General features: G+C 70.8%; 13 protein-coding genes. 8 read left to right on the top strand and 5 right to left on the bottom strand.

The window, feature by feature from the left end:
• Window positions 1–126: 126 nt before the first annotated feature.
• Together ACFY0U_RS16835 and pip are read left to right on the top strand one after the other, a co-directional pair.
• Window positions 127–804: a uracil-DNA glycosylase gene (locus tag ACFY0U_RS16835; RefSeq protein WP_388635880.1), complete on the top strand. Its 678-nt coding sequence runs from the start codon at window positions 127–129 to the stop codon at window positions 802–804.
• 37 nt (window positions 805–841) lie between these two features.
• Entirely contained in the window at window positions 842–1,822 is a 981-nt protein-coding gene (gene pip, locus ACFY0U_RS16830) for a prolyl aminopeptidase (protein ID WP_388635878.1), read from the top strand.
• Here the strand turns inward: pip and ACFY0U_RS16825 are convergent.
• Window positions 1,819–2,487, bottom strand: a complete 669-nt coding sequence (locus tag ACFY0U_RS16825) for a GntR family transcriptional regulator (protein ID WP_388635876.1) — start codon at window positions 2,485–2,487, stop codon at window positions 1,819–1,821. The two genes, pip and ACFY0U_RS16825, sit on opposite strands and share 4 nt — an antisense overlap.
• A 160-nt stretch (window positions 2,488–2,647) precedes the next feature.
• Between ACFY0U_RS16825 and ACFY0U_RS16820 the strand changes: the two genes are divergently transcribed.
• Together ACFY0U_RS16820 and ACFY0U_RS16815 are read left to right on the top strand one after the other, a co-directional pair.
• Window positions 2,648–4,108 (top strand): NCS1 family nucleobase:cation symporter-1, encoded by a 1,461-nt coding sequence (locus ACFY0U_RS16820; protein WP_388635874.1) that lies wholly within the window; start codon window positions 2,648–2,650, stop codon window positions 4,106–4,108.
• 5 nt (window positions 4,109–4,113) lie between these two features.
• Window positions 4,114–4,833 carry an aspartate/glutamate racemase family protein gene (locus tag ACFY0U_RS16815; RefSeq protein WP_388635872.1) on the top strand — a complete coding sequence of 240 codons (720 nt, stop codon included), beginning with the start codon at window positions 4,114–4,116 and terminating at the stop codon, window positions 4,831–4,833.
• Between the two features lie 48 nt (window positions 4,834–4,881).
• Here the strand turns inward: ACFY0U_RS16815 and ACFY0U_RS16810 are convergent, their stop codons facing one another.
• Window positions 4,882–5,340, bottom strand: coding sequence for a GNAT family N-acetyltransferase (locus ACFY0U_RS16810; protein ID WP_388635870.1), 459 nt, complete (start codon window positions 5,338–5,340; stop codon window positions 4,882–4,884).
• A 170-nt stretch (window positions 5,341–5,510) separates the two neighbouring features.
• Window positions 5,511–5,909 carry a RidA family protein gene (locus ACFY0U_RS16805; protein ID WP_388636265.1) on the bottom strand — a complete coding sequence of 133 codons (399 nt, stop codon included), beginning with the start codon at window positions 5,907–5,909 and terminating at the stop codon, window positions 5,511–5,513.
• A gap of 224 nt (window positions 5,910–6,133) precedes the next feature.
• Between ACFY0U_RS16805 and ACFY0U_RS16800 the strand changes: the two genes are divergently transcribed.
• Window positions 6,134–6,517 (top strand): hypothetical protein, encoded by a 384-nt coding sequence (locus tag ACFY0U_RS16800; RefSeq protein ID WP_388635868.1) that lies wholly within the window; start codon window positions 6,134–6,136, stop codon window positions 6,515–6,517.
• A gap of 15 nt (window positions 6,518–6,532) precedes the next feature.
• Here ACFY0U_RS16800 and ACFY0U_RS16795 read toward each other — a convergent pair whose 3' ends face one another.
• Both ACFY0U_RS16795 and ACFY0U_RS16790 read right to left on the bottom strand, forming a co-directional pair.
• The gene (locus ACFY0U_RS16795) at window positions 6,533–7,249 is read right to left on the bottom strand and encodes a hypothetical protein (protein WP_388635866.1); all 717 of its coding nucleotides are present in this window, start codon (window positions 7,247–7,249) and stop codon (window positions 6,533–6,535) included.
• A gap of 77 nt (window positions 7,250–7,326) precedes the next feature.
• On the bottom strand, window positions 7,327–7,938 hold the full coding sequence (locus tag ACFY0U_RS16790) for a hypothetical protein (RefSeq protein ID WP_388635864.1): 612 nt from the start codon (window positions 7,936–7,938) through the stop codon (window positions 7,327–7,329).
• A gap of 112 nt (window positions 7,939–8,050) precedes the next feature.
• Here ACFY0U_RS16790 and ACFY0U_RS16785 point away from each other — a divergent pair, with 112 nt between their 5' ends.
• From ACFY0U_RS16785 to ACFY0U_RS16775, 3 genes are all read left to right on the top strand, one after another.
• Window positions 8,051–8,827 (top strand): nucleotidyltransferase domain-containing protein, encoded by a 777-nt coding sequence (locus ACFY0U_RS16785; protein ID WP_388635862.1) that lies wholly within the window; start codon window positions 8,051–8,053, stop codon window positions 8,825–8,827.
• A gap of 81 nt (window positions 8,828–8,908) precedes the next feature.
• Window positions 8,909–9,640 (top strand): hypothetical protein, encoded by a 732-nt coding sequence (locus ACFY0U_RS16780; RefSeq protein ID WP_388635860.1) that lies wholly within the window; start codon window positions 8,909–8,911, stop codon window positions 9,638–9,640.
• A 590-nt stretch (window positions 9,641–10,230) separates the two neighbouring features.
• Entirely contained in the window at window positions 10,231–12,135 is a 1,905-nt protein-coding gene (locus ACFY0U_RS16775) for an FUSC family protein (protein WP_388635858.1), read from the top strand.
• Window positions 12,136–12,158 lie beyond the last annotated feature (23 nt).

Below are 12,158 nucleotides of genomic sequence, written 5' to 3'. Positions count from 1 at the left end.
GCACCCCCGATCCGACGGGATTTCCGCGGGGCTGGACGAACCTGTGGGCGCCGACCACGCTGTTCCCGCTGCGTCTGCGGCCTCGTGGCGCTCGGGACGGCGTGGACATGGTCCTACGGTGGAGGCGTGGACCCTCTCGCTGAGCTGGACCGGCGCGTCGCGGACTGCCGTGCCTGCCCCCGCCTGGTCGACTGGCGCGAGGAGGTGGCCCGTACCAAGCGGGCGGCTTTCGCCGACCAGACGTACTGGGGTCGGCCGGTGCCCGGCTTCGGACCGGCGGACGCCCGTCTGCTGATCGTCGGCCTCGCGCCGGCCGCGCACGGCGGCAACCGCACCGGCCGGATGTTCACGGGCGACCGCTCCGGAGACGTGCTGTACCAGGCGTTGTACGACGTCGGTCTCGCCTCGCAGCCGTCGTCCACCGGCCTGGGCGACGGCCTCGACCTGTACGGCGTCCGCGTCACCTCGCCCGTGCACTGCGCCCCGCCCGCCAACAAGCCCACGCCGGGGGAGCGGGACACCTGTCGCCCCTGGCTGGTCCAGGAGCTGCGGCTGCTGCGGCCGACTCTGCGGTCCGTGGTCGTGCTCGGTGCCTTCGGCTGGCAGGCCACGCTGCCCGCGCTGGCGGAGGCGGGGTGGAGTGTGCCCCGGCCGCGGCCCGTGTTCGGGCACGGGGTGCGGGTGCCGCTCGACGGGATCGAGCTCTTCGGGTGCTTCCATGTCAGCCAGCGCAACACCTTCACCGGCCGGCTGACCCCGGAGATGCTGCGCGAGGTGCTGCGGACGGCTTCCCGGCTCGACTAGGACGACTGGTTCGTCGTACGGGAGTTAGGGTCGCCGGATGCCTCTCTACCCGGACATCGAACCGTACGACCACGGCATGCTCGACGTCGGTGACGGCAACCGCGTCCACTGGGAGACCTGCGGGAACCCGCGGGGCAAGCCCGCGGTGGTGCTGCACGGCGGGCCGGGGTCCGGCAGCGGGCCGTCCTTCCGGCGGCTCTTCGACCCGGCCGTGTATCGGATCGTGCTGCTCGACCAGCGTGGCGCCGGGCGTTCGACGCCGCCAGCGAGCGCTTACGGCACCGACATGAGCGTCAACACGATGGCGCACCTCATCGCCGATCTGGAGCTGCTGCGGCAACACCTCGGGGTCGAGCGGTGGCTGGTGTGGGGTGTGTCGTTCGGGTCGGTGCTGGGGCTGCGGTACGCACAGACGCATCCGGCGGCCGTGAGCGAGCTGGTCCTGACCGGGGTCGCGACCGGGTCGGAGGCCGAAGTCGCCTTGCTGACCAGGGGACTTGGGCAGATCTTTCCGGAGGCGTTCGAGCGGTTCGTCGGCGAGCTGCCAGCCGGTGACCGGTCGGGGAATCTCGCTGCCGCCTACAACCGGCTCCTGGAGTCGCCCGATCCCGAGGTGCGGGCGCGGGCGGCGCGGGCCTGGACCGACTGGGAGACGGCGACCATTCCGGCGCCGCCCAGGTCGGTCGAGCGCTTCGAGGACCCGGAGTTCCGGATGGGTTTCGCCCGCACGGTCACGCACTACTGGGGCAACGGCCACTTCCTGGGCGAGGACGAGGCCGTACTGCGTGACGCGCCCCTGCTGAAGGGCATCCCGGGCACGCTGGTGCAGGGCAGCCTCGACTTCGGGAACCTCGCCGGGATCGTCTGGCGGCTCCATCACGTTTGGCCGGACAGTGAGTTGGTGGTGGTTGACGAGGTCGGGCACAACGCCGGGGCGCCGGGGGTGGCGGAGGCGATGGTGGCGGCGACGGACAAGTACGGGCGTCCGCGGAAGAGTTCGGCCGGGCGAGTCGGCTAGGTGAGCTCGGCGTCCTCGCCGAACAACTGCCGTACCGTCGACTCGTAGTTGGTCCGCACATGCGCGAGCGCGTGCGCGCGGGCCCGCTCCGGGTCGCCGGACGCGATCGCCTCGTACAACTCCCGGTGTTCCACGAGGAGTTGGGGCCACTCCTCGTTCCGCCGGGTCATCCAGCGCAGTCGGCCCGCGACCGGTTCGAGCGCCTCTATCAGCAGGCTGTTCCCGGCCATCGCCACGATCCGGTCGTGCAGCCGGCTGTTGATGTCGGTGATCGTCTCCGCGTCGCCCGCCTCGGTCGCGGTGGCCGCCTGGTCGAGGAGCTGCTCGACCTCGGCCAGCTCCTGCGGGGTCGCACGGGCCGCGGCCAGGGCGGCGGCGTACACCTCCAATGCCTCGCGCAGTTCGAAGAGTTCCTTGACGTCTTTCGGGGTCAGGCGTCGTACGACCGTGCGGCGGGGCGTCTCGAAGTGGACGAAGCCCTCGGTCACCAGGGCCCGGATGGCCTCGCGGACCGGTACCCGGGAGACCCCGAAGCGCTCGGCCAGCTCCCGTTCGACCAGTCTGTCGCCCGGCCGCAGACGGCCCGCGATGATCTCCTGCCGCAGGGTGGCCAGGACCCGCTCTCGGACGGCGCCCAGAGGTTCGATCTTCGTCGTGGAGCTCATGGAGCAATCTTCGCCGACTCCGGAGGTGTTTTACGGAGCGTTAACGAACGCGACATCGGTCGGAACGCTTGACGGGAGGACTATGACCGCAGTTTGGTATACCAAAGTCGGCTACCAAGCGACCGTCACCCTCCTCCGTCCCCGTCCATGGAGGCCCTCCGTGTCCCTCGCCGATCGCACCGCGGCCACCGGTGCCCCAGCGTTCGTCCCCGACCCCCGGCTCACCAACGAAGACCTCGCGCCCGCCGGCAAGCGGAACTGGAAGGTCTTCGACCTCTTCGCCATGTGGATGTCCGACGTCCACAACCTGGGCAACTACACGTTCGCGGCGGGCCTGCTCGTCCTCGGCATGAACGTGTGGCAGGTCTTCACCTCCCTGCTCGTCGGCTTCGTGATCATCTACATCGGCATGAACTGGATGGGGAAGATCGGCCAGCGCCACGGCGTGCCCTTCCCCGTCGTCAGCCGCATCAGCTTCGGCGTGTGGGGCGCGAACATCCCGGCGCTGATCAGGGCCGTCATCGCCATCATGTGGTACGGCATCCAGACCTATCTGGCCTCCGTCGCAGTGAACGTGATGCTGCTGGCCGCCTGGCCGGGCCTGGAGTCCTGGACGCACAGCTCCTTCCTCGGCCTCGACGCGCTGGGCTGGCTGTCGTTCGTGTCGCTGTGGCTGGTCCAGGCGCTGATCATCAGCCAGGGCATGGAGTCGGTGCGCAAGTTCCAGGACTTCTGCGGACCGGCGATCTGGCTGGTGATGATCGCGCTGGCGATCTGGGTCCTGTCCAAGGCCGGCTGGAGCATCTCGCTCACCTCGACCCCGCACCCGGTCTCGGTCGGCGAGCAGTGGCGGCAGTGGTTCGGCGCGATCGGCCTGATCCTCGCTACGTACGGCACGCTGATGCTCAACTTCTGCGACTTCTCCCGCTTCGCGCCGGACTACCGCACGGTGCGGCGCGGCAACTTCTGGGGCCTGCCCATCAACTCCACGGCCTTCGTGGTCGTCTCCGTCATCGTCACCGCCGGTTCGCTGGAGGTGTGGGGCGAGGCCATCACCGACCCGGCGGAACTGGTGGCCAAGGTCGGCAACACCTGGGTCCTGGTCCTCGGCGCGCTGACCTTCGCCATCGCCACCATGGGCGTCAACATCGTCGCCAACTTCGTCTCCCCGGCGTACGACCTCGCCAACGTCTGGCCGCAGAAGATCACCTTCAAGGTCGGCGGCATGATCAGCACGGTGGCGGCGCTGGTCGTGACCCCCTGGAACCTCTTCTCCAACCCGACGGTCGTCAACTACTTCCTCGGCGGCCTCGGCGCCTTCCTCGGCCCGCTGTTCGGCGTGATCATGCTCGACTACTACTGGGTCAAGAAGGGCCGCGTGGACGTGAACGAACTGTTCGACGCCACGCCCGGCTCCCGCTACTACTACCGCAAGGGCGTCAACCCCAAGGCCCTGTGGGCGTTCCTGCCGGCGGCGGGCGTCGCGGCGGTGCTCGCGCTGGTGAAGACGTTCAGCGATGTGGCGCCGTACTCCTGGTTCATCGGCACCGCGCTGGCGGCGGGACTGTACGCGGTCCTGTGCCGGAGCGAGCGAACCTCGCCCGAGGCGGCGGAGGCCTGAGCGGAGTGCGGATCGTCGTCACCAACTGCAACACCACGCAGGAGATGACCGAGGAGATCGTACGAGGTGCCCGGGCCGCGGCAGGCCCGGGCACCGCCGTGACCGGGCTGACGCCGCAGTGGGGGCCCGAGTCGGCCGAGGGCTGGCTCGACAGCTACCTCTCGGCGGCCGCGGTGATCGACCTCCTGCGGACGTACCGCGGTCCCGCGTACGACGCCGTCGTGATGGCCGGCTTCGGCGAGCACGGGCGCGAAGGCGTCCGGGAGCTGCTGGACGTCCCGGTCGTCGACATCACGGAGGCGGCGGCCCATCTCGCCTGCCTCCTCGGCCGTCGCTACGGCGTCGTCACCACGCTGGAGCGCTCCTGCGGGCAGATCGAGGACAGCCTGGAACTGGCGGGCGTGGGCCGCAACTGCGCCGCCGTGGTCGGCACGGGCCTGAACGTCCTCGACCTCGGGGACGCCGCGCGTACGGAGGCCGCGTTCCTCGCCGCCTCCGAACGGGCCCGTCAGGCGGGCGCCGAGGTGCTGGTGCTGGGCTGCGCCGGGATGACGGGGCTGCAACGGGTGGTGGGGGAGAAGCTGGGGCTGCCGGTGGTCGACGGGGTGGGCGCGGCGGTGAAGCTGGCGGAGTCGCTGGTGGGGCTGGGGCTGCGGACCAGCAAGGTGGGCGGTTATGCCGGGCCGCTGCCCAAGGGGCGGATCTGGGGGCGGGGAGCAGGGTGACACGGTGGGCCGGCCTCCGGCCTGGGTGATCCTGACGCCGCCCGTTTCCTACGGCTGCCAGACGTACCGCACGTCCGGCTCCCGCTCCTCGTTCCCACTGCCGTCCGTGCGCTCGACGGCGACGAAGCCGTGCCGTTCGTAGAAGCGGTGGGCGGGCTTGTTGACCTGGAAGGTCCACAGGTGCAGGCCCTGCGGGCTGCGCTCCTTGGCCAGCTCGACGAACCGGTCTCCGATGCCGCGCCCACGCCAGTCGGGAGCGATGTAGAGCTGGGACAGGAGCTCTCCGTTCAGGACCATCACCCCCACGATCCCGTCCGCGTCCGCCACCCACGTCTCCCGCAGCGGCACGACCACCTCCCGGAAGTAGTCCCGCACCTCGTCGTCGGACCGCGGCCGCACGACGGTCGGCAGCGCGGCGGCGAAGGACCGCAGCCAGACGTCGGCGGTGGCGTCGGCGTCGGGGGCGGTCGCCCGGCGCAGGGTGATCGGGGAGTCGTATGAGGTCACGCGACGGGATCCTGCCAGGGGGCCGACGGCCACCGCATCGCATTTCCGCGCGGTCGGCGGCAGTTGACATCGGTGGGGGCGGGGGGCCGCATGCCGGGGAGCACGAAGGGGTTCCCAGGTGCGCGAGGCCACCGTGTTGATGACCAGAGCGCGGGCCGCCCGGTCGTCGACTAAGGCACGACGGCCGTCGCCGTGATCTCCACCAGCTGTCCCGTGTACCCGAGGCAGGCCACCCCGAGCAGTGTCGACGAGTGCGGGCCGTCGCTGAGGCCGGACGCCTCCACGACCTCCCAGACGGCGGAGAGTACCGAGGTCTCGGCGCTCACGACGTACACGTCGGTGTGCAGGACATGCGCCAAGTCGCTTCCGACCGCCCGCAGTTGCTCCTGGAGATTCGCCATCACCTGCTCGGCCTGCCGCACGGGATCCCCCTCGCCGACGATCCTGCCCTCGGCGTCGAGCGGCACGGAACCGGCGAGAAACGCGAGCTTCGTGCCGGCCTCCACGACGGAGGCGTGGGAGTAGGTGGGCGGTGGGAAGAGGGCGGGGGCGGTGACGCGACGGATCACGGGGGGCTCCAGGACGGGGCGGAGGACGGCCGACTTCGCGATCATCCAAGCCGTGTTCCAGGGCCGCATCCGATTTTCCGCCTCAGGAGCCTTCTGACCTCCCCTCGACAGCGCGGCCCGCGAATGCCAGGCTGCCGCCATGCGAGACAAGCACCTGGGACGTTTCACGGCGGCGGACTTCTAGCGCCGCACCGGACACTCCGGTGGGCCGCGGAAGGTCTGCCATGTCACGCACCGTCCACCACGTCCCCAACCGTCACCGCACCCTGCCCGCACGCTGGCCGCTCGGCCTGCACGGCCCCTGGACGGGCCATGCCGTCATCGAACTCCGCTATTCCGGCGAGGAGTTGGCCCGTGCCGCGCGCGAGGGCCGCCGCCCTGTGCCGAGGCTCGCCAGGCGGAGCTTCACCTCGTACACGTACTCCCGCGCCATGAACGAACCCCGGTACAGCCCCTACGAGCGCCGGGCCAGAGCCGCCCTCCAGATCTTCCGCACCTCCGCCCGACGTCACCTGGGTGCGGCTCCCGAGGGTGCGCTGCTGCTGTGGGCCGAGGACCTGGACCATCCGCCGACCCGCCACCGGCATCGCGATCTGTGGGAGGCGTGACACGTGCCCCGCGCGTCAGAGCTGCGGTGGACCGAACTCCCGTTCACGCAGCTGCCGTTCGCACTCCCGCGCGAGGTCCGGATACACGGCGGAGATGGCGGCGTAGACCCTCCGCCGTAGCAACTCCTCCGCTGCCGCACGGCCGGTGCTTCCGTACAGTCCGTCGAGCAGCTCGTCGTAGCGTGTCAGCAGGTGACGCAGATAGTCGACCTTCCACCGGGCGAGCGCTTCGGGTTCGGCGCTCTCGACCGTGGCGGGACCGGGCGCGTGGCCTCCACGCTGGTGCGGCCCTTCCTCGTCACGGCCGTTACGGTGCGCGACGGCCGCTGCCGCAAGTCGGTCGGGTGGCAGGCGCGGGACGTCGACGGGTTCCGCGGCGATGCGCGCCAGCACCTCGCGCCGCCTGCGTTGCGCGGCGGCCTTCGCCGCGACGGATCGACGGACGGACGCCGCCGACACCGCCCGGAACTCCTCGCTCGCCTCCACCGCTTCGACCCGCTCGACGCGGTAGAGGCGAGTCTGCGGAGCCGTTCGGAAATACGGGTTGGCCCGGAGCAGATCAGGTTCGCCGAGCAACTGCCGCACCATCCTGAGGGTCCAGCCGCGGGCGCGCAGACCGGCCAGGGAGAGGTGGGTGTCGCGCGGTGGGGCGGCGATGCCGTCCCGCGGGCTCTGTCGAGCGGGTGCCTGATCGTCCTGGTCGTCCTGTTGGCATGCCTCGTCGTGCGTCATCACCATCTCCCCCGTCGTAACACTGAGTGACGAGTTCATTGATAACGCCTGCCACTGACAACGGGGCGAGACCCGCTTCAGCTCTGGGAGCCCTCCGGGCTCATCCGGCCCGCGGGAGCCGTGCTTCCCGGCGAGCGCGGCGCCGGAAGGTTGATCAGGTCGCTGACGTCCGCCACCTCACGCAGGTTCTCCGCCAGCGAGGCGAGGGTCACGCGTACGTCGGCGATCCGGGCACGGAGCGCGTCCGCGTGTTCCCACTGCCGCTCCCAGGCCACCGGATCCACGCCTTCCGGGCGCTGGGTCTCGTACGCCGTCAGTCGCGGATGCCACGACGAGAGCAGGGGCCGCAGTACGCGATTGAGGACCGTGACGGCGAGGACGCCGAAGCTCACGTGGCCGGGATCCAGGGGAGGGGCGACCTCGGGGCCGTAGCGGCGCAGGATCTCTCGGGTGGTGTCGAAGAACGTGTAGAGGGACGACAGCGCCTCCCGCAGGAACCCTCCCGCGGGGTCGAGGTCCTCGACCGACACGCGTGTGACGAGCTCCAGGTACAACTCCCAGGCCGCACTGCGCTCCGCGTCAGCCGGTTCCCACGTGCCGGTGATGTCGCCGACGAACGGGATCGCCAGCCTGGCCGTGATCTGCGTCGGGCCACTCGGTCGACGCCGCTTGCGCTGCCTGAATGCCATGATCACTCTCCCCGCACCCACAGTAGGGCAAGTCGCCTTCGGGGACGACTGCTTCGGCTGTCGATGCGCAATTGCGTGGAGGTGTCTCACCCGCCGACCTACGCTGCTGCTCATGCCCCTGCCCACCCTCCCCGACCCCGTCTTCCTCGACACCGCCGCCGACCGCCTCGCCGCCCTCCCCACCGTCCACGCCGTGGCCCTCGGCGGCTCGCGAGCCCAGGGCACGAACCGGCCGGACAGCGACTGGGACCTCGCCGTCTACTACCGCGGCCCCTTCGACCCCGCCGACCTGCGCGCCCTCGGCTGGGAGGGCGAGGTGTCGGACGTCGGCGGCTGGGGCGGTGGCGTCTTCAACGGGGGCGCGTGGCTGACGATCGACGGGCGGCGGGTCGATGTGCACTACCGCGATCTCGACGTCGTGGAGCACGAATTGGCGGAAGCGGAGGCCGGGCGCTTCCGGGTGGAGCCGCTGATGTTCCATCTCGCGGGGATCCCCAGCTACCTGGTGGTGGCGGAACTGGCCATCAACCAGGTGCTCCGGGGCGAACTGCCGAAGCCCGCCTCGTATCCCGAAAAGCTGAGGGCCTCCGCCCCGGAACGCTGGCACGGCACCGCCCGAGCCACCCTCGCCTACGCCAAGTCCGCCCACGCCCCGTCCGCCCGCGTCACCGAACTCGCCGGCGCCATCGCCACAGCCGCCATGCAGACGGCACACGGGGTGTTGGCACGGCGGGGAGAGTGGGTGACCAATGAGAAGCGGCTGCTGGAGCGGGCGGGGTTGCGGGGCGTGGACGACGTCATCGCGTCGCTGACCGGGGGAATGGACCCGGCCGACTTGAACAGCGCAGTAGATCGGGCCCGGCACCTCTTCGAGACGACCGGCGGATAAGAGCACCCGGGCGCGCAGACGTTCCCCCGCCCGCGAATAACCCTTCGAAACACGGCCGTTGTCGCTGCTACCGTCCTCGACGTGGCGAAACTCAATCAGATCATCGCAGTCGAGAAAGGCGTCAAGTCAAAGGCGCACCAGGACCTGACAGCGGCTCACCACGGGTTGCAGAAGCCCGCGTTGCTGGCCGGTATCTCGCGTACGTATCAGCCGAAGGACGAGGAGGGTGAGCAGTTGCCGCCCGAGTCGACCCGGGTGCAGGTGAAGGCGGAGGACGTGCTGCGGGAGACCGCGGCGACGCTGACGCGGCTGTTCGATGTGACTGCCACGAAGGACTGGGCCAACTGCGACGCGCGTGCGGATGTGAAGGTGGACGGGCGGGTGCTCGTCGCCGATGTGCCGGTGTCGTATCTGCTGTTCCTGGAGAAGCAGCTCGTCGATCTCAACACGTTCGTACGGAAGTTGCCTGTGCTCGACGCCTCCGAGGGGTGGGTGCAGGACCCGTCGACGGACTCCTGGAAGACCGAGCCGGTGCGGACGCTTCGTACGAAGAAGGTGCCGCGCAACCACGTGAAGGCCGAGGCGACCGAGAAGCACCCCGCTCAGGTCGAGGTCTACTACGAGGACATTCCCATCGGTTACTGGACCACCGTGAAGTTCTCCGGTGCGCTTCCGGCGCGACGGGTCAATGAACTCCTCGACCGGGTCGAGAAGTTGCAGCAGGCGGTGAAGTTCGCCCGGGAAGAGGCGAACGGCGTGGACGTCGTCGATCAGCGGGTCGGGGACGCCGTGTTCGGTTACCTCTTCGGGTAATCTCAAGGAATCCCCGGTCCTTTGCGGCCGGGGTGCGCGAGGAGCGCAAGCTGAAGCTGAAGCTTGTCGTGACTGCGCGGTTCCAGTGGAGGTTCGAGTCCTCCCCGCGGCACCTCACATGCCGCGGTAGCCCAACTGGCAGAGGCAGACCGCGATCAATCTCAGACTATTGCTCCAGACTCAGTATTCGCCGTCGATCGCCGGATCGACCGGGCCCGGACCCAGGGCGTCGAGATGCTGGTTCAAGTCCAGTCCGCACAGCTCGATGTGCGGTGGTCCAAAGGCAGGACGCGACGACATCACGACTGATCTGGGCTCTCAAGTGTGCCGGCGTGCGAAATGGACGGCATTCCCAGGGCCCGGGGGCAGGCTACGCCCTCGGGCCCGCTCCCATTTCCCCCGCCATTCGTCGTCCCGAAGGGCTCGTCGCGAGTTGCGTTCATAAAGAACTCGCCTCTCCGGCCATCCGTCACATCCCCGAAATACGACAGCCCCATCCTCTCCAAGAACGCGATCTACCGTGGACACCGACAGCCCGGCCACCGTCGCCCGAAGGCAGCCCCCGCCCTCGACCAGCCGACAGGAGCCCTGTGTCCCGCGCCACCCCGCGAACCCTTCCGCCCTGGCTCGACCACACCCTGCGCGCCCAGCGCGGCCCCGTGCCCTGGAGCGCCGTCACCCGAGGCGCGCTGTCCGCCGGGCCGCTGCTCCTCGCCGCCGTGCTCGCGGACCGCACCTCGCTCGGTGTCATCGCCGCCATCGCCGCGATGCTCGCCGGCATCAACGACCGCCCCGGCAGCCGACGGACCTCCGTCAAGCGGCTTGGCATGCCGGCGCTGGCCGGAGCGGTCGGACTGTTCGTCGGGACATACGCCGGTGATCATGTCGGGGCCGTGGCGCTCAGCCTGCTCCTCACCGGCGTCGGGCTCGTCGCGGGCGGCGTGAGCGCCATCGGACCCGTCGCCTCCGGAGCCGGTACGCAGTTGCTCGTCGCGTGCGCCATCGGCGCCGGGATGCCGTTGCCGGACGAGGGATGGCAACGCGCCCTCGCCTATCTCGCGGGAGCCGGCTGGCTGCTCGGACTGCGGCTCGCCCTGCCGACGCCCGGTTCGCTCGCCGGGGACTTCCGGTTCGACGGCGAGCGGGAGGCCGTGGCGGCGGTCTACGACGCCGTGGCCGACCTTCTCGACGCCGTCGGCACCCCGCACGCCACCGCCCGGCGCGTCGCGCTCACCGCCGCGCTCGACCATGCCCAGGACGCCTTCGCCGGACCTCGGCTGCGCCGCTACGCCAGCTCCTCCGCCGAGCGGCGGCTGCACGCGCAGTACGCCGCCGCGCTGCCGCTCGCCGAGGCCGCTACCGCGCTCGCCTGGGCGGGGGAGGCCGGCTCCGGGCGGGCGTCCGCGGGACCCCGACGGCTCGCCACCGCCGTACGGGAGAACACGCACACCGGACCGCTGCCCGCGCCCACCCGTTCCGCGCCCGCCCTGCGGGCCCTCGACGACGCCCTGCTGCGTGCCGCCGAGGCCTTCGACCAGGCCGAGGGGAGCGATCTGCACACCCGCCGGCGTACCGCAAAGGACCTGCTGCGGGCCGTCTTCGGGGCTGGTGGGCGTGAGTACGGGCTGCGGGTCGCCCTCTGCTTCGGGGCCAGCGCGGCCGTCGCCCAGGCCCTGCACCACGCCCGCTGGTACGGGCAGCACGAGCACTGGTACTGGCTGCCCGCCACCGCCGTCTTCCTCGTCAAGCCCGACCTCGGACCGCTCGCCTCCCGGGTGCTGTGCCGGGCCGCGGGGACCGTGCTCGGCGCACTCGTCTTCGCCGGGTTCGCCGCGGTGCTGCCCAGGCCTGAGGGGCTCATCGCGCTCGTCGCCGTCAGCGGGGCCCTCATCCCCGTCGCCACCCGGCACTTCGCCGCCCAGACCGCCGTCGTCACCGTCCTCGTCCTCGCCCTGGTCATGGTCGGCGGCGAACCGCAGGCCTCCGCCGGGCGGATCGGCGAGACCCTGCTGGCCTGCGCGATCGTTCTCCTCGTCGGCCACCTCCCGATGCCGGGACAGCGCGGCGGCACCGTGCGCGCCCGGCTCACGGCGGCGAGCGGCGCGGCCCAGGCGTACCTCGACCACGTGCTGCGCGAGGCGTACGGCACCCCGAGCAAGCCCGGCACGCCGAACGCCGGCGACACCTCCGACCCCCGCACCCTGCGCTGGACCCTCCGCCGCGAGGCCTACCGCACGCTCGCCGAGGCCCGTACCGCCATCGCCCTCGCCGCCGCCGAACTCCCCGCGCTCGCCCGGCACTCGGAAGGCGCGGACCACATCGTCGCCACCCTCGAACGCCTCGTCGACACGACCACCGCATGCGCGGTCCACCTGGACGACTCGGGCCGGCTCACACCTCGCCACACGGAACGCCTCACCGAACTGCTCAACGAACTGGCCGAGGACCGCGAACGGATAGGGCTACGACTGCCTGAGCTGCCCCTGGCTGTGTAATGCCGGGTCGGGAAGCGCCCTGA

The organism is Streptomyces sp. NPDC001536 (assembly GCF_042894505.1).
GTDB lineage: Bacteria > Actinomycetota > Actinomycetes > Streptomycetales > Streptomycetaceae > Streptomyces.
The sequence above is the reverse complement of the archived record's forward strand: the minus strand, read 5'-3'. Positions and strand labels throughout refer to the sequence as shown.

What these genes read in the sequence shown, in the direction of transcription:
- pip (WP_388635878.1), top strand. Translation starts at nt 842, where the DNA reads ATGCCTCTCTACCCGGACATCGAACCGTACGACCACGGCATGCTCGAC.
- ACFY0U_RS16825 (WP_388635876.1), bottom strand. Translation starts at nt 2,487, where the DNA reads ATGAGCTCCACGACGAAGATCGAACCTCTGGGCGCCGTCCGAGAGCGG.
- ACFY0U_RS16800 (WP_388635868.1), top strand. Translation starts at nt 6,134, where the DNA reads ATGTCACGCACCGTCCACCACGTCCCCAACCGTCACCGCACCCTGCCC.
- ACFY0U_RS16795 (WP_388635866.1), bottom strand. Translation starts at nt 7,249, where the DNA reads ATGACGCACGACGAGGCATGCCAACAGGACGACCAGGACGATCAGGCA.
- ACFY0U_RS16790 (WP_388635864.1), bottom strand. Translation starts at nt 7,938, where the DNA reads ATGGCATTCAGGCAGCGCAAGCGGCGTCGACCGAGTGGCCCGACGCAG.
- ACFY0U_RS16785 (WP_388635862.1), top strand. Translation starts at nt 8,051, where the DNA reads ATGCCCCTGCCCACCCTCCCCGACCCCGTCTTCCTCGACACCGCCGCC.